16 protein-coding genes are annotated in these 19,408 nt (G+C 69.1%); 8 read left to right on the top strand and 8 right to left on the bottom strand.

The genetic code is table 11. The features are described from left to right. Positions 1-48: 48 nt before the first annotated feature. From AADH62_RS12500 to AADH62_RS12490, 3 genes are all read right to left on the bottom strand, one after another. Positions 49-2,046 (bottom strand): APC family permease, encoded by a 1,998-nt coding sequence (locus AADH62_RS12500; protein WP_341579809.1) that lies wholly within the window; start codon positions 2,044-2,046, stop codon positions 49-51. Positions 2,047-2,188: 142 nt separating this feature from the next. Further along, positions 2,189-3,202, bottom strand: a complete 1,014-nt coding sequence (locus AADH62_RS12495) for a LacI family DNA-binding transcriptional regulator (protein WP_228179291.1) — start codon at positions 3,200-3,202, stop codon at positions 2,189-2,191. Between the two features lie 15 nt (positions 3,203-3,217). Continuing rightward, positions 3,218-4,903, bottom strand: a complete 1,686-nt coding sequence (locus tag AADH62_RS12490; RefSeq protein WP_341579756.1) for a glycoside hydrolase family 13 protein — start codon at positions 4,901-4,903, stop codon at positions 3,218-3,220. 110 nt (positions 4,904-5,013) lie between these two features. Here AADH62_RS12490 and AADH62_RS12485 point away from each other — a divergent pair, with 110 nt between their 5' ends. After that, on the top strand, positions 5,014-5,535 hold the full coding sequence (locus AADH62_RS12485; protein ID WP_341579755.1) for an adenine phosphoribosyltransferase: 522 nt from the start codon (positions 5,014-5,016) through the stop codon (positions 5,533-5,535). Between the two features lie 220 nt (positions 5,536-5,755). Here AADH62_RS12485 and hpxO read toward each other — a convergent pair whose 3' ends face one another. Genes hpxO through uraD form a run of 3 tightly spaced genes read right to left on the bottom strand, consistent with a single transcriptional unit; the run spans position 5,756 to position 7,823 of the window. Continuing rightward, the gene (gene hpxO, locus AADH62_RS12480; RefSeq protein WP_341579754.1) at positions 5,756-6,934 is read right to left on the bottom strand and encodes an FAD-dependent urate hydroxylase HpxO; all 1,179 of its coding nucleotides are present in this window, start codon (positions 6,932-6,934) and stop codon (positions 5,756-5,758) included. 45 nt (positions 6,935-6,979) lie between these two features. Further along, positions 6,980-7,303, bottom strand: a complete 324-nt coding sequence (uraH, locus tag AADH62_RS12475; protein ID WP_341579753.1) for a hydroxyisourate hydrolase — start codon at positions 7,301-7,303, stop codon at positions 6,980-6,982. A gap of 4 nt (positions 7,304-7,307) precedes the next feature. Then, positions 7,308-7,823, bottom strand: coding sequence for a 2-oxo-4-hydroxy-4-carboxy-5-ureidoimidazoline decarboxylase (gene uraD, locus AADH62_RS12470; RefSeq protein ID WP_341579752.1), 516 nt, complete (start codon positions 7,821-7,823; stop codon positions 7,308-7,310). Between the two features lie 100 nt (positions 7,824-7,923). Between uraD and allB the strand changes: the two genes are divergently transcribed. From allB to AADH62_RS12445, 5 genes are read left to right on the top strand one after another with little or no spacing between them, the layout of a single operon-like run. Further along, positions 7,924-9,282, top strand: a complete 1,359-nt coding sequence (allB, locus tag AADH62_RS12465; protein ID WP_341579751.1) for an allantoinase AllB — start codon at positions 7,924-7,926, stop codon at positions 9,280-9,282. Further along, on the top strand, positions 9,279-10,379 hold the full coding sequence (locus AADH62_RS12460; RefSeq protein WP_341579750.1) for an acetamidase/formamidase family protein: 1,101 nt from the start codon (positions 9,279-9,281) through the stop codon (positions 10,377-10,379). The genes allB and AADH62_RS12460 overlap by 4 nt, the downstream gene beginning before the upstream one ends. Next, positions 10,372-12,006, top strand: coding sequence for an AtzH-like domain-containing protein (locus AADH62_RS12455; protein ID WP_341579749.1), 1,635 nt, complete (start codon positions 10,372-10,374; stop codon positions 12,004-12,006). The genes AADH62_RS12460 and AADH62_RS12455 overlap by 8 nt, the downstream gene beginning before the upstream one ends. Then, entirely contained in the window at positions 12,003-13,244 is a 1,242-nt protein-coding gene (locus tag AADH62_RS12450; RefSeq protein WP_341579748.1) for an alanine--glyoxylate aminotransferase family protein, read from the top strand. The genes AADH62_RS12455 and AADH62_RS12450 overlap by 4 nt, the downstream gene beginning before the upstream one ends. 3 nt (positions 13,245-13,247) lie before the next feature. After that, positions 13,248-14,546, top strand: a complete 1,299-nt coding sequence (locus AADH62_RS12445) for an allantoate amidohydrolase (protein WP_341579747.1) — start codon at positions 13,248-13,250, stop codon at positions 14,544-14,546. Positions 14,547-14,857: 311 nt separating this feature from the next. On the opposite strand, the gene AADH62_RS12440 is transcribed toward AADH62_RS12445, so the two are convergent. Further along, positions 14,858-15,781, bottom strand: a complete 924-nt coding sequence (locus AADH62_RS12440) for a hypothetical protein (protein ID WP_341579746.1) — start codon at positions 15,779-15,781, stop codon at positions 14,858-14,860. Between the two features lie 427 nt (positions 15,782-16,208). Between AADH62_RS12440 and AADH62_RS12435 the strand changes: the two genes are divergently transcribed. Next, a complete protein-coding gene (locus AADH62_RS12435) occupies positions 16,209-17,588 on the top strand; it encodes an amidohydrolase family protein (RefSeq protein WP_341579745.1) in 1,380 nt (459 codons plus the stop codon). A gap of 10 nt (positions 17,589-17,598) precedes the next feature. Here the strand turns inward: AADH62_RS12435 and AADH62_RS12430 are convergent, their stop codons facing one another. Further along, entirely contained in the window at positions 17,599-17,931 is a 333-nt protein-coding gene (locus AADH62_RS12430) for a TraR/DksA family transcriptional regulator (RefSeq protein WP_341579744.1), read from the bottom strand. A gap of 111 nt (positions 17,932-18,042) precedes the next feature. On the opposite strand from AADH62_RS12430, the gene AADH62_RS12425 reads away from it, so the two are divergent. After that, positions 18,043-19,230 (top strand): XdhC/CoxI family protein, encoded by a 1,188-nt coding sequence (locus AADH62_RS12425; RefSeq protein WP_341579743.1) that lies wholly within the window; start codon positions 18,043-18,045, stop codon positions 19,228-19,230. Positions 19,231-19,408: the final 178 nt, after the last annotated feature.

The following is a 19,408-nucleotide window of genomic DNA, read 5'->3' as shown; positions in this document are numbered from 1 at the left end:
ACGTGTCGGCGGATCGGGTCGGTGGTCCGGGGTGACGGATGCCGCGCGCTAATCCTGGGGACGCTCGAGGCTCGAGTGCTCGGCGTGCTCGAAGTTCTCGACCGGATCGTAGGGGCGCCCCGCCCGCTCCTGGCCGGGCAGGGGACGCGACCGGCGACCGTAGATCAACTCCGAGGAGTCGAGCAACCACGGCACGAGCGTGATCGTGACGCCGTGAATCAGCATGAGCTGCTGGGCGAGCCGCCGGGAGCGGCGGTTGTGCAGCAGCGTCTCCCACCAGTGCCCCACGATGTACTGCGGCAGATACACCGTCATCACGGCCGGCCCGTTCTTCTCGCGGTAGCGCCGGATGAACTCGCCGATCGGGCCGGCGTAGGTGCGGTAGGGCGAATCGATGATGACGAGCGGGATCGGAATGCCGTGCGCCTTCCACTCCTCCTGCAGGGCACCAGCATCCTCGTGATCCGTCGCGACGTGCAGGGCTATCGTCTTGTCGTGGCGGGCTGCGACCGCGTAGTCCAGCGCCTTCACCACGGGCTTCTGCAGCCGGCTGACCATGACGAGTGCAACGTCCCCGTCCGAGCCGAAGTGGATCTCGTCATCCATCCGGATCTCGTGTTCGACGTCGCGGTAGTACCGGTTAACGCCGAGCATCAGTGTCGCAAGGATCGGGATGGCCAGGAAGACGAGCCAGGCCCCGTGCGTGAACTTCGTCACGGTCACGATGATCAGCACGGCGGCGGTGAAGGTCGCGCCGGTCGTGTTGATGATCAGTCCCGTGATCGCGCCACGGCGCTCGAGGCCGGATGCCGGATCCCGCCGCGCTTCTACACGGGTTGTCGCCCGGATGATGCGGCGCCAGTGCCGCACCATGCCGATCTGGCCGAGCGAGAACGAGACGAAGACCCCGATGATGTACAGCTGGATGAGTGTCGTGAGGTTGGCTTGGTAGATCACCAGCACAGCGATCGCGATGAGGCCGAGCACCAGCATCCCGTTGGAGAACACGAGTCGGTCGCCGCGGGTGTTCAGCGCCTTCGGTGCGTACCCGTCGCGCGCGAGCACGGCGCCCAGAAGCGGGAAGCCGTTGAACGCTGTGTTCGCCGCCAGCAGCAGCACGAGCGCGGTGGCAGCCTGGATCAGGTAGAAGGGGATCGACCCCATGCCGAACGTTGCGGCAGCGACCTGTGCCATGAGGCTCGGCTGCGGTTGATTCGCACAGTCGAACCCGACGAGCGTGCAGGGGTCTTCGGCGTAGTGGACCCCCGAGATCAGGGCCAGTGCCGTGAGGCCTGCGAACATCAGGATCGCGACGCCGCCCATCATCGAGAGGGTGGTCTGGGCGTTGCGTACCTTGGGTCGGCGGAACGCCGGGACTCCGTTGGAGACCGCTTCGACACCTGTCAGGGCCGAGCATCCGCTCGAGAAAGCCCGCAGCACGAGCAGGATGACGGCAGCCTGTGACAGGCTCTCGGCCTGCACCGCGAATTCGGCGGATGACGCGACCGGCGGGTCGCCGAGCGCGGTGCGCACGAGCCCGGTGCCGATCATGAACACCACCGAGCCGATGAAGACATAGGTGGGGATTGCGAAGACGAGGGATGCCTCGCGCACGCCTCGCAGGTTGATGAGCACGATGACGACGACGAAGCCGATGGCAAGTTCGACCCGAGCCGGGTCGAGCCCCGGTAGCGCCGAGATGATGTTGTCGACCCCCGAGGCCACCGACACCGCCACGGTGAGGACGTAGTCGACCAACAGGGCGGCCGCCACGACGACACCGGGTACCTCGCCGAGATTGGTGCGGGCCACCTCGTAGTCCCCACCGCCCGAGGGATAAGCCTTGATGAGCTGCCGGTAGCTGAGCACGACGACGCTCAGCAGCACGACGACAGCGGCGGCGATCCACGGCGAGAAGGCGAGAAAAGCGAGCCCACCGGTCAGCAGGATCATGAGCAGTTCCTGCGGCGCGTAGGCCACTGACGACAGCGCGTCCGAGGCGAAGATCGGCAGTGCCATCTTCTTCGGGAGCAGGTGCTCGTCCATCGCATCGGAGGACAGCGGCTGGCCCAGGAGGATGCGCTTAGCGACGGGCGTCTCGGGTACGCCCGATTCGGGCGCGTCAAGTGTCACGGCGGGCGAGACTACGCCTGCACGGGCGCCCGCGCAAGCTGCAGAAGACCCACGGTCAGGTGCCGATACGCGCGGTGCTGCCCCGCACGACGAGTTCGTAGGGCAGCTCTTCGCGGTCGGGGACGCTGCCTGCCGGTTGCTCGAGCTCGTGGAGGATCGTGGCAGCGGCACGAGCGCCCTGCCTCGCGGGGAACTGGTCGACGGTCGTCAGGTCGAAGAATCGGCCGAGTTCGTGACCGTCGATCCCTGCGATGGACAGGTCTGTGGGCACGCGGTATCCGAGGTCGCGAGCGGCGAGCATCGCCCCGATAGCCATCTCATCGGATGCCGCGAAGATGGCGGTCGGCGATGCTCCGGGCCTGCCCAGGAGCTGCTTCGCTGCGCGGAAGCCGCCCTCGATCGTGAAGTCGCCGGGCTCGAACAGCTCTGGTCGCGGATCGATGCCCGCTGCCCGCAGCGCCGACTCGAAACCGTGCCTGCGGCTGGACGGAATGTGGAAGTCGATGTCGAACTCGGGGTCGGCTCCGATGTGACCGATGTCGAGGTGTCCCATCGCAAGCAGGTGCTCGGTGGCCAGGCGCCCGAGGCCCACATCGTCGATGGAGAGCGTGGGAAGCAGTTCGTTCGGCCCGCCGATCGCGATCACCGGCATTCCGAGCGAGAGCAGCGCCCGCGACTCGTGCTCGCCGAGCTCCAGCGCAACAGCGATCACCCCGTCGACCCGCTGCCGGCGCAGGAAGGTGTCGAACACCTGGCGGCGGTGCTCCCGGTCGGGCGTCACGTTGTACAGCGTGATGTCGTAGCCCGCCCGCGTCACCTCTTCGGCGATGCCGCTGAGGAGTGTGCTGAAAAACCACCGGTCGAGGTGAGGGATCACGACGCCGATGTTGCGGGTGCGGCCGGATGCCAGGCTCGACGCCGACGAGGACACGACGTAGCCCAGGCGCTGCGCGGCCTCTTGCACGCGTTCGCGGGTCGAGTCCGAAACGTTGTGCTTGCCGCTGAGCGCGCGCGACACGGTCGCGGTCGAGACCCCGGCCGCTCGGGCTACCTCATCGATTCCGACCATGACGACCCTCGCGGCTTACTCGCCGGTCAGCCACGCCGCCTGGTCGACCGGCAGCATCCTGCCGGCGAGCGGGCCGCTGGAGACGACGACAACGCCTGAGGGAAGCTCGATGGGCTTGTCGCTCAGGTTCGCCACCACGGTGATCGAGCCGTTGCGGAAGGCCACGACATCCGGGCCGAGACCGTCTACCCACTCGAGGGTCCCCGCCCCGAGGCCCCGCGCCCGCCGCTCGGCGAGCAGGCTCTTGTAAAGGGTGAGCGTCGAATCGGGGTCGTCGCGCTGAGCGTCGCGGGCAAGGCCAGCCCACTCGGCGGGCTGCGGCAGCCAGGACTCTCCGGTGTCGTTGAAGCCGAAGGCGGGCCCGTCCGAGGTCCAGGGGAGCGGGACGCGGCATCCGTCGCGCCCGTAGCGCTGGCCGTTCGTGCGGAACCAGGTCGGGTCCTGGCGTGCCTCGTCGGGCAGGTTGATGACTTCGGGCAGGCCCAGTTCCTCGCCCTGGTAGAGGTAGGCCGAACCGGGAAGCGCGAGCATCAGCGTGGTGGCGGCGCGAGCGCGACGCAGCCCGACCTCGGGGATCGGCTTGCCCGGTGACTTCGGCCCGATGCCGGCGCCCTGCGGGTTCTCGGCGGTCAGGGCCAGACGCGACGCGTGGCGGACAACGTCGTGATTCGAGAGCACCCAGGTGCTGGGGGCTCCGACCGCGCCGTAGCCTGCGAGCGAGTCGGCGATCACGAGGCGCAGCTTCTCGGCATTCCACGGGGTCTCGAGGTATTCGAAGTTGAATGCCTGATGCATCTCATCGGGACGCACCCACAGGGCGGTCTGCGCGACCGAGGGAAGCCAGGCCTCGGCGCACAGGGCCCGGTCACCGTCGTACTCGGCGAGCAGCGCGTGCCAGTCGCGATAGATCTCGTGCACTCCGTCCTGACCCCAGTAGGGGACTGCTGCCTCGCCGCCGCCCATCGAACCGGCATCCGTCGGCGGTGTGTAGTCGGGGAGGCCCTCTTTCTTGACGAGCCCGTGCGCGACATCCACGCGGAAGCCGTCGACGCCGCGGTCGAGCCAGAAGCGCAGGATGCGGCGGAACTCCTCGCGCACCTCGGGGTTCGACCAGTCGAAATCGGGCTGTGAGGCGTCGAAGAGGTGCAGGTACCACTGGCCGGGCGTGCCGTCGGGCTGCGTGAGGCGCGTCCAGGCGCCGCCTCCGAACACCGACTCCCAGTTGTTGGGCGGCAGCTCGCCGTTCGCGCCCTTGCCGTCACGGAAGATGTATCGCGCGCGCTCGGGGCTGCCGGCGGGAGACGCAACGGCCTCCTGGAACCACGCGTGCTGGTCTGAGGAGTGGTTGGGAACGAGGTCGACGATGATCCGGATGCCGCGTGCGTGCGCCTGCGCGAGCATCTCGTCGAAGTCGGCAAGGGTGCCAAAGAGCGGGTCGACGTCGCAGTAGTCGGCGACGTCGTAGCCGGCATCCTTCTGGGGCGAGCGCTGGAAGGGGCTCAGCCAGATGGCGTCGATGCCGAGGGTCGCGAGGTCGCCGAGGTGGTTCGTCACGCCGCGCAGGTCGCCGATGCCGTCACCCGACTGGTCAGCGAAGGAGCGGGGGTAGATCTGGTAGATGACGGCGGTGCGCCACCACTCGCCGCCGGGCGCCGCCTCGCGAGAGAGCGCGGGGGCAGCGACGGATTCTGCAGAAGTCATGGAGCACACCATACTGCACCGATGTAAGCGCTTGCATGCGAGTCTGAGGCGGCCCGCGCGGTGCGGCGGTCGGACACGCGCGCGACACGCGTAAGCCGTAGTCTGTCGGCGTGCCCGACACCGCCGCCCTCGACCGCGCAGAGTCCTTGATCCGGACGATCCCCGACTACCCGAGTCCCGGCATCCAGTTCCGTGACATCACGCCGCTGCTCGCTGATGCCGCGGCCCTGCGCGCAGTCACGCGTGCGCTCATCGAGCCGTTCGAGGGCGGGTTCGACGTCGTCGGCGGAATCGAGGCTCGCGGATTCCTGCTCGCGGGAGTCATCGCCGCCGAAGCAGGTGTGGGTCTCGTGCCGATTCGCAAGGCCGGAAAGCTGCCCCGGCCCGCGGCATCCGTCTCGTACGCCCTCGAGTACGGCGAAGCAGCCATCGAGGCTCACGACGACCTCGCGCCGGGCACTCGGATCCTGCTGGTCGACGACGTGCTGGCCACCGGCGGCACGATCGCCGCTGCGCGCGAACTGATGACGACGCTCGGGACCGAGGTGATCGGCACGGCAGTGCTCATGGAACTCGAGGCACTGGACGGTCGCGCCATCGCCGGCGAGGTCCACTCCCTCTTCGTCGTCTAGTTCTTCGCGCCGCCCGACCCGGGCCAGTTGTTCGGTCGCGCCGTGTTGCGGGTGTGTGGCGCCGTCACCCGCGCAATGGCGCGACCGAAAGGAGAGCCCAGATTTTCGGTCGCGCCGTCGTGCGGGTCGGTCGCGCGCACACCCGCACGACGACGCGACTGAACGGATGGATGATCCGGCCCGGATGCCTCGCGCTGGCGATCGCGCCGCCCGACCCGGGTCAGAGGGTTCCGACGCCGAGATTGATGGGGCTGCCCTCGATGTTGCCGACGATGCCGCGGATGATGTCGGTTCCGTCGGTGCCGCGCAGGCTCTCGTACCAGGCCTCGGTCGCACCGGGCACGAACCCGTGCGTCTCGGCAGCGCGCTTGCGGGCCCGGTTCACGAGATCACCCGCCCGCTCGGTGCGCGAGCGCTCGTAGCGGCGCAGCGCGTCCTCGACGGAGTTCGTGTTCGTGGCCAGTGAGATCGCGAGCGCGAAGGTGTCCTCCAGCGCCGAGCACGCGCCCTGCCCGATATCGGGCGCCGTGTTGTGAGCGGCATCCCCGAGGATTGCGACCCGACCCTTCACCCACGTGTCGAACGGGTCGATGTCCCAGATCTCGACGCGGTTGAGTGAGGATGCCGGGTCGATCGACTCCAGCAGTGTCTGCACCCCGGGCGCCCAGTGCCCGAACGCTTCGCGCAGCGCGGCGAGGGGCTCACCGGCCTCGGTGGCGTGCCCGGCCGGCTGGGGTATATCGACGAAGAAGTAGAAGCGGTCGTCCGCTATCGGCATGACGGCGCAGCGCTTTCCGTCGCCGACGTAGGTCGTCCACTGGTTCGCGGGGCCGATCGCGGCATCCTGGTCCACCAGACCGTTGAAGTTCGTGTACCCCGAATAGGTGCGTTCGATGCCGCCGCCGGTCACGTAGTCACGCACCATGGAGCGGGCACCATCAGCGCCGATCAGCAGATCGCCGGTGTCGGTCGAGCCGTCGTCGAAGGTCACCGTCACGGTCTGCCCGTCGTCGGCCACCGACACCGCCTTGCGCCCCAGATGGATGCGGTCCATCCCGACGGTCTGCATGAGCAGCGCCTGCAGGTCAGCCCGGGCGACAGGGTAGGGGCGCTGACCGGTCTGCGCAGTGACGGGCTCGAGCGAGAACTGGCACATGACTTCACCGGTGAGCCCGTCGAGGTAAGCCATGTCATCCATGCGGCCACCCAGCGCGGCAACCTCATCGGCAAGCCCGAGCCAATTGAGGACCTTCACCCCGTTGGACCACAGCGACAGCGCCGCACCGACCGGCTTGTTCTCTCGCATCCGGTCGTAGATGACGACCTCGTGGCCCAGGCGCTGCAGCGCGATCCCGGCACTGGCGCCGCCGATGCCTGCGCCGATGATGATGATTTTCATGCGACGAACATTAGGGAGCGTGTGTCACGGCCGCGTTACGGCGCCTCAGCTGCCGCGATAGGTCGAGTACGCGAACGGGCTCAGCAGTAGGGGCACGTGATAATGGCGAGCGCCGGTGATCGTGAAGTCCACCGTGACGCTCGGATAGAAGCAGTCGGTGCCGTGAGCTGCGAAGTAGGCGCCGGTGGCGAAGGTGAGCGCGTAGGTTCCCGGCTCAAGCAGCTCGGGTCCGAGCCCGGCACGACCGTCGGCATCCGTTACAGCCTCGGCGATCGCCTCGCCGGATGCGCCGCGCAGCGTGACCGCGACGCCAGCAGCGGGGGTTCCGCTGGTCGTATTCAGGATGTGGGTGGTCAGGTGCGCTGTCACGGTGTCACTCTCCGCTCAAGGGGTCGGGTTCGATGGCGGCGCGCAGGCGCAGCATCGCGATCTGTCGAAGTTGGTCGAGCGCCTCGTCGACTTCGGCGTCAGGGGTGTTGTCCAGGCGCCGCTGCAGCTCGACCAGGATCTCGTCGGGCGTGCGTCCGGCGGCACGGATGAGGAAGACCCGCCCGAATCGCGCCTCGTAGTCGGCGTTGCCGGCGGCGATCTGCTCGGTCACGGATGCCGCGGCATCCGTCATCGCCGATTGCTCGCGTCGCGAGGCATTGGCTTCGGCGCCCTCACCGCTCGGGCGTTCGCCGATGCGCGGATGGTGGGCGAGCGCGGCATCCAGTTCGGGAAGACGCCACGTGCCGGCCAGTCGTGCTGCCGTGGCCTCGAGCTCGTCGACGGAGAAGAACGGGCGTGCGTCTGCGACGGCCTCGGCCCAGGCCGGGACGCGCGCCCACACCGACACGACCTCGATCGCCTCGGTCTCGGGCAGGTCATTGAAGTGCGTCAGCTCCATGCGGACACCGTAACGCGCTCGACCCGGCACGACGGCAGACGTGATCCGAAATGTTGGTACAGGTAACATGCGAGAAATGCGCGGATCATACGGTGACGGCATGTCGTCCCCGGCCATCGCCCTCGCGTCACGCCGGGTGTTCCTTGACGGCGGCTTCTCGGCCGCGACCGTCCTCGTTCGTGATGGCCTCATTGCGGGGATTGCTCCGTACGACCCGGATGCGCACCTCATCCTCTCTGACGACGAGGTGCTCCTGCCGGGCCTCGTCGACTCGCATGTGCATCTGAACGAACCGGGCCGCACCGACTGGGAGGGCTTCGAAACCGGTACCGCCGCCGCTGCGGCGGGGGGTATCACCACCGTCGTCGATATGCCGCTGAACTCGCTGCCGGTCACGACGACCGTTGAGGCGCTGGCGACCAAGCGCGCCGCGACACCGGGCAAGCTCGCCGTCGATGTCGCGTACTGGGGTGGCGCCGTGCCAGAGAACCTCGGGTCGCTGCGTCCCTTGTTCACGGCCGGGGTGGTGGGGGTGAAGTGCTTCCTCTCGCCCTCGGGGATCGACGAGTTCGGGCATCTGGATGCCGCCGCCCTGGAGTCCGCGCTGACCGAGCTTGCCGTCTTCGACGGGTTGCTCATCGCTCATGCCGAAGACCCCGCCCACCTGCACGATGACCCGGCGATCGGCAGCAGCTACGCCAGATTCCTCGCGAGCCGACCGCCGATCAGCGAAGAATCGGCGATCGCCGCTGTCGCCGCTGCCGCGGGCCGCACCGGAGCGCGCGCCCACATCGTGCACGTCTCGGACGGGCACGCGCTCGATGTCATCCGCGAGGCGAAGGCCGCCGGCATCCGGCTCACCGCCGAGACCTGCCCGCACTATCTGACCCTGCGGGCCGAGGACCTCCCGGATGGGTCGGGCACCGTGAAGTGCTGCCCGCCCGTGCGTGATGGCCACAACCAAGACCTCCTGTGGGCGGGGCTGCTCGACGGCACGATCGACGCGGTCGTCAGCGATCACTCGCCGGCGACCCGCGATCTCAAGGAGCGCGAAGACGGCGACCTCGGCCTCTCGTGGGGCGGGATATCGGGGGTACAGACGGGGCTCCGTGCCGTGTGGACAGAGGCATCCCGTCGCGGCATCCCGCTCGAAGCGGTGATCCCGTGGTTCACGACCGGGCCTGCCGCAATCGCCGGCATCCGCAGCCGCGGTGTGATTCGGCAGGGCGCTCCCGCGCACCTGGTCGCGTTCGCGCCGGATGCGGCATCCGTCGTTCGCGCCGCTGACCTGGAGTATCGCAACAAGCTCTCGCCGTGGGACGGTGCGCTGCTGCGCGGCGCCGTGCACACGACGTGGGTTCACGGCGAGACGGCCTACACGGCAGACCAGGGCATCGCGGGCCGCCACGGGCGTGAGATCCTGGCCACCGATCCCGCTTCGGACGAAGGAGCCCGATGACCACCTTCCCCTTCCCGATCCTCCAACCCGGTGTCGGCGAGATTCCCGGCGACCACTACCTGCGCTCCACACCCGACACAGTGATGTGGGGGCGCCTGCCGTGTGTCACCGACACGGCGGTGCTCGAGGTCGCATCCGGCGAGACGGTGACGATCGACACCGTCAGCCACGAAGGCATCCTCGATGACCACGGCACCGACCCGGTGGCCTACTTCGGAAGCCACGGCATACCCCGCGAGGCGGTGCTCGACGACGCCGTCGAGGTGGCCTCGGCGCTGTCCCGAAACCCCGACACCGACGGTCCGCATGTGGTTACCGGGCCCATCCGGGTGACGGATGCCGAACCCGGCGACCTCTTGAAGATCACCGTGGTCAGCCTCGCACCCCGCGTGCCGTACGGCGTGATCTCGAACCGTCACGGCAAGGGCGCCCTGATCGGCGAACTGCCGCGCGGCGCGCACAACGTCAGCGTCTTCACCCCCGTCGAAGCCCGGCCCGAGGGCCTCGTCGGTGTGCTGCCGGTGACCGAGGGCGGCGAGGGCCGCGTCGAGTTCCCGCTTGCACCGTTCCTCGGGATCATGGGGGTCGGGGTCTCCGACGATGAGCGTCCACATTCGGTTCCGCCCGGGCCCCACGGCGGCAACATCGACATCAAGCTGCTGACCGAGGGGTCGGTGCTCTACCTTCCGGTGCAGGTCCCGGGCGCGCTCGCTTACGTCGGCGATCCGCACTTCGCGCAGGGAGACGGCGAGGTCGCGCTCACCGCGCTGGAGGCATCCCTGCGTGCCACGCTGCGGTTCGACGTCGTGCCGCGCGAGGTCGCGCTCGCCGAGTTCGGAGAGCTCGCTGGCCCCCTTGTGCGAACCGACGAGTACCTCGTTCCCACGGGCATGGATGTCGACCTCAACGTCGCGATGCGCAACGCTGTTCGCGCCGCCGTGAGCCTCATCGAGGCGCGCTGGGGGCTCGACGAACACCTCGCCTACGCCTACCTGTCGGCTGCCACCGACTTCGACATCTCGCAGGTCGTGGATGTCGTGTGCGGCGTGCATGCGCGCATTCGTGAGGCCGACTTTGCGAAGGTAGACCGTGGCTGAGGCGACCCTGCCGCCGAGCGGCTTTCCCGACGACATCCCCGACGACCTGTTCACGGCCTTCGACGCCTATGAGCGCGCGATCCTCGCGAATGACCTCGACGCGCTCGATGCCGCGTTCGCGCCGGGGCCGGAGACGATCCGCGCCGACGGAGCCGGCCTCCTCGTCGGCCACGACGCCATCAGCGCGTTCCGCGTCACTCGTGGCGGGGTTGCGCCGCGCACGATCGAGCGCCTGGAGTACCGGCCACTCGGGCCTGACATCGCGCTGCTGGTCGCCGAGTCCCGCTTCCACGGGGGAGGACGCGGCATCCAGACCCAGGTGTGGCAGCGCATCGACGGGCGGTGGCTGATCACGGCTGCCCACGTGACACCGCGCACTCCGGCGTTCGACAGGTCGATCTGGCGCAGCGTCGGCGACCCGCTCTGGCAGGGCGCGTGGGAGGGGCCGCTCGCGGGCCTCACCGTCGCGGTGAAAGACCTCTTCGCCCTGACCGGTTTCCGCATCGGCGCCGGAAACCCCACGTATCTGCGCGAAGCGCGGGCAGAGAAGACGACCGCGCCGGCGCTCGCTGACCTCATCCGAGCCGGCGCCTCGGTGCGAGGGATCGCGCGCACCGACGAGTTCGCGTACTCGATCGCCGGCGACAACGCCCACTACGGCACGCCCCCGAACGCCGCGCTGCCGGGCGCGCTGCCGGGTGGGTCGTCGAGCGGGCCGGCCAGTGCCGTCGCCCTCGGCCAGGCGGATGTCGGCCTCGCGACCGACACTGCAGGGTCCATCCGCGTCCCCGCGTCGTACCAGGGCCTGTGGGGTCTGCGAACGACGCACGGCCTCGTGCCCCGGCAGGGGATGCTCCCTCTCGCGCAGAGCTTCGACACCGTCGGTTGGCTCACCCGCGATGGTGCGACGCTGCAGCGCGTGGCCGAGTGGTGCCTGAGCTACGACGGGTCCGATTCCACCGAGAGCGTCTACGGCGAGTCCGGCGATGACCTGCCGTGGCGGTTCCTCGTGCCCGATGAGGTGCTGGATGCCGCCGATGCGCCGACCCGCGAGGCTTTCGACTCCCTCGTCGCGCGGCTCGCGGCATCCGATGATCCGCCGCGTCTGGCGCGGATCGAGATCGGCGACCTCGACGAGTACGTTGCACCGTTTCGCACGGTGCAGGGTGCCGAAGCGTGGCGCAACAACGGGGAGTGGCTGCGTGAGCATCCCGGCGCGGTGGGTCCGGCGGTCGCCGAGCGCTTCCGGCTGGCGGCCTCGGTCTCTCCCGCGGCGGAGGCCGACGCTCGTGGGGCCCTCGCCCCGCTGCGCGAGAGCCTGCACCACCTCGTCCGTGACGCCGTGCTGTTGCTGCCGACAGTTCCGGGTCCCGCGCCGGCACGGACTGCCGCTCCCGCCGAGGTCGACGCCACCCGCCTGGCGACGCTGCGGATGACGACTCCAGCCGCTGTCGCGGGATTGCCTGCGCTCTCGATCCCGCTGCTCACGGTGCGCTCGCCCCTCGGTCCCGCGCCCGTCGGGGTGTGCCTGATCTCGCGCGCAGGCACCGATATCGCCCTCGTTCGACTGGCCAGGCGCCTCGCGGCTCTCGTCGCGACCGACCCGGCCGAAAGGACCCTGACATGACGCACGCACCCTCGTCGACCATTCCCGGCCCGATCGATCCACCCCGCCGGCTCCTCATGGGGCCCGGGCCCGTGGATGCCTACCCTGGCGTGCTGCGCGCGATGTCGGCGCCGCTGGTCGGCCAGTACGACCCGTTCATGACGGCCACGATGACCGAGACCCAGGAGCTGTACCGCGGCGTCTGGGGAACCACCAACGACGCGACACTGCTGATCGACGGTACCTCGCGCGCCGGGATCGAGGCAGCGATCCTCTCCCTCATCCGTCCCGGCGACCGCGTGCTCGTGCCCATATTCGGCCGGTTCGGTCACCTGCTCGCCGAGATCTCGGAGAGGGCGATGGCCGAGGTGCACACGATCGAGACGGAGTGGGGACAGGTGTTCACGCCCTCCGCGATCGAAGAAGCGATCGTGCGCGTGAAACCGACGCTGCTGGCGCTCGTGCAGGGCGACACGTCCACGACGATGCTGCAGCCCCTCGACGAGATCGGCGAGATCTGTGCCCGCCACGGCGTGCTGTTCTACTCCGACGCGACGGCATCCCTCGGTGGCAACCCGTTCGAGGCCGACGCGTGGGGATTGGATGCCGCGACCGCGGGTCTGCAGAAGTGCCTGGGTGGGCCATCGGGGTCGGCGCCGATCACGCTCAGTGACCGCGCCGTTGAGGTGATCTCGTCGCGCAAGAAGGTCGAGGCCGGCATCCGGGAACCCGGTGACCCGTCGTCGCCGGACTTCGTTCGCTCCAACTACTTCGATCTCGGCATGATCCTCGACTACTGGGGGCCGCGGCGTCTGAACCACCACACCGAGGCGACCTCGATGCTCTACGCCGCTCGAGAGTGCGCGCGGCTGCTGCTGCTCGAGGGCCGCGATGCCGTCATCGCCCGCCACCGCCGCGTCGGAGCTGCGATGCTCGCCGGCGTCGAAGCCATGGGTCTGCGGGTCTTCGGCGACGTCTCACACAAGATGAGCAACGTCGTCGCGGTCTACATCCCCGAGGGTGTGCCGGGTGATGTCGCGCGTGCCGCGATGCTCGAGGAGTTCGGGATCGAGATCGGCACTTCGTTCGGGCCGCTCCACGGCAAGGTCTGGCGCATTGGCACGATGGGCTACAACGCGCGTCCGGATGCCGTGCTGCAGACCCTCGTGGCACTCGAGGCTGTGCTCCGCCGGTTCGGTGCTGCGGTGCCTGCCGGTGCCGGCGTGGATGCCGCATCCGACGCTCTGGCGGGAATCTGACCCATGCCGCTGCTCGAAGCATCCCCCGATCGCATCGCTGCCGCCGCCCGCCGGGTGATGGCGCGCTGCGATGAACTGGCGCGCGTGAGCGCTCAGCAGGGAGCGATCGAGCGCGTGTACCTCTCGCCCGAGCATGCCCGCGTCAACCGGCTCGCCGCGGAGTGGATGCGCGAGGTCGGGCTGCGATCCTGGCAGGATGCCGCGGGCAACCAGCTTGGCCGCATGGAGCGCGGCACCGACCCTGACCCCGCTGCGCCGGCCCTCATGATCGGTTCGCATCTGGACACCGTGAAGGATGCTGGCCGGTTCGACGGCATCATCGGCGTACTGATGGCCCTCGAAGTCGTTCGGCTGCTGCGCCAGGAGAGCGACGGGGTCTCCCGGGTGCCGCTGCCGTTCGCCGTCGAGGTCGCTGCCTTCTCGGATGAAGAGGGCACGCGGTTCGGCAAGGCGCTGCTCGGATCCTCTGCCGTTGCCGGCACCTGGAACGACGCCTGGTGGACGCTCGCCGACGAGGACGGCGTGACCCTGCGCGAGGCCTTCCGCGACTTCGGCCTCGACCCGGGTCGGATCGGCGAAGCCGCGCGCCGACCCGACCATCTCGTCGCCTACCTCGAGGCGCACATCGAGCAAGGCCCCGAGCTCGATCGCGCCGGTGAGCCGCTCGCCGTGGTGTCATCGATCGCCAGCGCCCGCCGCTTTCAGCTCACCGTCGAGGGCGAAGCCCGCCACGCCGGCGGCACGCCCTACGACATGCGCCGGGATGCGCTCCTTGGGGCGAGCGAGGCCGCGCTCGCCGTCGAACGCATCTGCCGCAGCGAGCACCACATCATCGGGACGGTCGGGCAGCTCGAGGCGTTCCCGGGCGCGGTCAACGTCGTGCCCGGAGAGGCTCGCCTGAGCGTCGATTTGCGCGGTGAGCTGGATGGCGAACGCGACCGGGTCTGGGACGAGATCAGCCGCGAACTCGACGACATCATGGGCCGTCGAGGGCTCCGCTGGCAGGCGCGCGAAGTGCACAACGCGCCGGCCGTGCGGTGCGGACTCCTGCTGCAGGATGTCGTGCGCGAGGGCATCGTCCACGCCGTCGAGCGCCGCAGCGACGAACCGCCCGTGATCTTCAGCCGCGCGGGCCACGACGCGATGGCGATCGGCTCGATCACGGATGTCGGGATGCTGTTCCTGCGCAACCCCGACGGCGTGAGCCACCACCCCGACGAAGCCGTCTCGGCCGCAGACGTCGCTCTCGGCATCCGTGCCCTGACCGAATCCGTGCTCCAGCTGGCCGCCGACCGCCTCTGACGTCCGGGTTTACTTTCAGTCGCGCCTTTCTGCGGGTTTCTCGAGCGCCACCCCGCCTCTTGGCGCGACCGAATGTGGGGTCACTACTTTCGGTCGCGCCTTCCTGCGGGTCGCGTCAGCTCACACTCGCATCTCGGCGCGACCGAACACGGGGTGCTGCTGCGGTCGCGCCGATATGCGGGTTTGGCGGACGTGAGTTCACAAGAGGGCGCGACTGAAACTGAGGTTGACACGTTCGGTCGCGTCTTGGTGTGGAGTGTCGCCCCACGGGCGCGCAGGACGGCGCGACCGAAGCTGGGCAGCGAGGCAGGTCACGTATGCCAGCGACCCTGGTCAACGGCTCGACGGATGCGACGCACGAGAAGCTCGGGGGCCCCGAACACGTCTGCCTTGGTCACACGGATGACGCGCCAGCCGAGCTCGGTTAGACGTTCCACGCGCGCGATGTCCTTTGCCCACTGCACGGGGTCGGTGAGGTGGTGTTCGCCCTCATACTCGAGTGCGAGAAGGATTCGCGGGAGCGCGAAGTCGACCTGCGCGATCCAGACATCTCCGTCGAACACGTCGAAGTTCGGCAAGAACCCGCTGAGACCGGCACGGCCGAGCAGTAAGCGCATCACCGACTCCGGGCGTGACCGCGAGCGCGGGTGGATTAGAGGCAGGGCATCGCGAAGGATGCCACCTCTGATGCGCCGGCCCGCGTCCGCCGCGAGCTGGAGGGAGGTCAGAGTGGTCAGCGGGGGCGGATCATCACGGTGCATCTTGTCGCGAATCACTGCATCGCCGGCAACCACGGCATCATCGACCGATCGGTAGCGCGAAGACAGCATGGCCCAGGTCGCTGCTGGTGACGACACGGAGACTCCGAACTCCGGATGCCGCACGAATTCGCACATCCACGGACGCAGCGCGTGTCCGCGCACACCCTGGGACGCTGGTGCGCGCCGCGGCCAGATCACCGCAACGTCCAGCGTGCTGGCGCGCAGCATCCGCCGGGGAAGTGGCATCCCCCACAGGACGGCGGCCGAGATGTGGCTGAAGAACTCGTGCTCGGTCATGCGCTGCGCGTAGGCATCCATCGAATCGAGCAGACGGGTCTCGACCGTGTTGGGCGGGTCGGCGCGTAATTGACGAACGCCCCGGAACGGGATCTCGAGGTCGGAGGCGCGAAGGCGGGACGGGGTGACTCCGCGTTGGCGGGCATGCTTCACTGAGAACGCAGTGCCAAGGTCCATGGGCAATTCGCTGGGGTGCACTTCTCAACCGTGAGCTTCGGGCGTCTGCCGGGGTGACCGCACGATCCCATCGGGGAGAGATGCGTGCAGAGTCGGTTTGTGGAGGAGTCGACGGAGGCGCGGTGTCCGTGCGTACCCACAGCTCGAGAAGATACCCTCGCCGGTTCGGTCGCGCCGTTGTGTGGGTTCTGGGCGCGTGAAACCGCGAGAACGTGCGACTGAACGGATGGCCTGCGTGCATGCGGAGCCGCCGTCCCGTTCGGTCGCGCCGTTGTGTGGGTTCTGGGCGCGTGAAACCGCGGGAACGCGCGACTGAACGGATGGCCTGGCGAGTCGAGGGTTGCGCGGATGCTGGCGCCAGCGGGCGTAGCAGCGGCGAAACATGGGAGCTGTAGCGTTGCGACACCCTCGCACCACCGGAGAACCTATGGCATCCCTGCTCGTCATCAACGCCCGACTCATCACTGTCGCCGCCGGCGCGGACGACCTCGGCTACCTCGACGAGGGCTGGATGCTGGTCGAGGACGGTCGTATCGCCGCGACAGGTGCCGGTCAGCCCCCGGCAGGAACGACCGCTGACGAGACCCTCGATGTCGCAGGAGCATTCGTCGCACCCGGGTTCATCTCCAGCCACAGCCACCTCTTCACGAGCGGCCTGCGCGGCCTTGGCGCGAACGAGACCCTCTACGGCTGGTGCGACTCGATGCTCGGGTTCACCGCGAACCTCAGCCCCGACGACATGTACTGGTCGACGCTGCACGGATCGCTCGACTTCCTCGCGAACGGCGTCACGACCGCCTATAACTTCACCGACCCGCTGCAGGCGTGGGAGTCGATGGTCGACGGCAAGCGCCTGGGCGGCAACGCGCCGCTGCGGCCGGTCGAGTACCACACGCGTCAGGCCGACGGATGCCGCGACGCGGGCCTCCGGTTCGTCGACGCGATCGGGATGGATGTCTCCACCGGCACTGACGACGAGATTTTCGACCGCTTCGCCGCCGAGGTTGCCCACACCCGCGCCATGGACCCGGCGCTGGCCCTCGGCGCCTCGATCATGGGCCAGGTGCAGTGGTCGCCGCGCCCCGAGGCTGCGGAGCTCGAAGTCGAGGCGATGCGCCGGTTCGGCGTGACCAACCAGGCCCATTTCCTCGAGTCGCCCGAGGCGGTGCCGCTGCAGCAGGCGAAGTTCGCGATGTACCAGGATGCCGGAGCCCTCGGCCCCGACATGATGTTCGGCCACTTCATTCAGACGACCCCCGAGATCATCCGCGCCACCGCTGAGGGTGGCGCGTCGATGTCGTGGCAGCCGGCCTCCAACGGACGCCTGGCGTCGGGGGTCGCGCTCGTGCCCGAGATGCTCGATCTCGGCATCCGTATCGGGATGGGCCTCGACGACCAGGCCTGCACCGACCTCGCCGACCCATGGGGCAACATGCGCGCCGGCATCTTCATGCAGCGCGCCCGCACGAAGGACCCGCTGTCGATGACTCCCGAGACGGTGCTGCGCCTGCACACCCTCGGCGGCGCCGAGATCCTGGGGGTCGCCGACCGGGTCGGCAGTCTCGAGGTGGGCAAGTTCGCCGACTTCGTCGTCGTCGACCCCCGCACTCCGGATGTCGGCCCGCTGTGGCACCCCGTGCGCACCTACGTGCTCTCGATGAGCCTGCGCAACCTGAAGCAGGTCTATGTCGGCGGGGTGCTCGCGAGCGAGAACGGCGTCTCGACGAACCCGCTCGCTGCCGAGGCGTCAGCCCGCATCCACGCCGACCTGCCGGCTCGGGCAGCGCAGTTCGGCCACCCGCGCTGAGTCACCCGCGCTAGGCCGACGCACACGGGACGCACATCGTCGCCGTGGGCATGACCTCCAGCCTCTCGGCGGGGATCGGCTGTCGGCAGCGGATGCAGATTCCGTAGGTGCCGGCATCCAGGCGCCCCAGCGCCTCGATGACCGCCGCGCGATCGCGCAGCGCCGCCTCGCGCAGGGCCTCGACGCGCTGCCACTCGCCCGAGAGCGTTGACCCCTCCGGGTCGTGCTCGTCGTCGGCTGTCGCGTCAGCGCGGTCGGCGCGCAAGGACGCGGCATCCGCGTCCAGCCGCGCGAGCTGATCATCCAGCGCACGCAGACGCTCGGCCAGCACGGTGCGGTTCACGCCCCGAGGCTACGCCGCGCCACCGACATCCGGGCCGGCATCCGGCTCGAGACGACGGTCGCAATCTCGAAGAAACACCCGGATGATAGGCAAGAGGCCGGGAGGTACGCCATGCGAGAGATCCTCGATCCGGCTGCGGCCTGGGTCGCCGAGGCGCGGCAGTTCGCGCTCGCGGTGCTCGTGTCGGCGCAGGCGAGCTCGCCCCGGGAACTCGGCGCCGCGATGATCGTGGATGCCGATGGCGTCGTCTTCGGCAATGTCTCGGCGGGCTGCGTCGACGGCGACGTGCACGCCTTGTGCCTCCAGGCGATCGAGACCGGTGAGTCTGCCCGCGTCCGCTACGGCATCTCGGACGAGGCCGCGTTCGAGGCGGGTCTGAGCTGCGGCGGCGTCATTGACGTCCTCGTTCTCCCCGTTCTTCCTGGTACACCGGCTGCGACGGCGATAGCCGACCTTCACGCCGCCATCCTGCGCAGGGAACCGTGCGCGCTCGGCATCGTCACCGCCGGGGCCGGTCGCGGCGCCCTCGTGCTCGCTCGCGAGAGTGCGGATGCCGAGACCGACCTACACGTAATGATCGGCTCCGGCATCCGTGCCGCGCTGACCGCCGACCTCGCGCGCCTTCGCACCGATGAACACGCGCTGACCCTGCGCTACGGGACTGACGTCGACCCGCTCGAGGTGCTCGGCCTGCCGTTCCCTCACGCACCGCGCCTGATCATCATCGGGGCCGTCGAGTTCTCGGTCGCGCTCAGCAGGCTGGGCGCGGCATCCGGATTCGACGTCACGGTTTGCGACCCGCGGGATGCCTTCGCCGCCCCGGCGCGCTTTCCCGACGCGCACGAGGTCGTGCACGAGTGGCCGCACGACTACCTCGCGCGTACCCCGATCGATGCGCGCACGGCGATCTGCGTCCTCACCCACGACCCTCGGTTCGATGTGCCAGCGCTCACGATCGCCCTGCGCAGCCCCGCCGGGTATGTCGGCGCCATGGGCAGCCGCCGCACGCACGACGACCGAGCTCGCCGCCTGCGCGAAGCCGGAGTGACGGATGCCGAGACTGAGCGCCTGCGCTCCCCGATCGGCCTCGCGCTCGGGGGCCGGACGCCTGAGGAGACCGCGCTGTCGATCCTCGCCGAGATCGTGATGGTGCGCTCGGGCGGACGCGGTGGAGCTCTGCGCGATACGACAGGTCCCGTGCATCCCGCACTGTCAACACCCGACGTGCCGAGGTCCCAGCCGGGCGCGGAAGAGGGCATCGCCTGCGCACCCGGCGCCGGTACCGTCGTGCCTCGCTGAGCGCGCTGCCTGCATCACGCAGCTGTTCGCCGCTTCCGTGCATTCGGTAACGCGGACGAAACAGTCCGGCGAGTGTTCATGAAATCTACATCTCGTACGGTCGGACTCGACGACCCGACGAGTCCCGTAGTCGTGTGTCACCGAGTGTCCCATTCATCCGCAATCAGGAGACGCAGCA

This window comes from Microbacterium schleiferi, from assembly GCF_038150145.1.
GTDB lineage: Bacteria > Actinomycetota > Actinomycetes > Actinomycetales > Microbacteriaceae > Microbacterium > Microbacterium schleiferi_B.
This window is presented reverse-complemented; position numbering and strand designations above follow the sequence as displayed.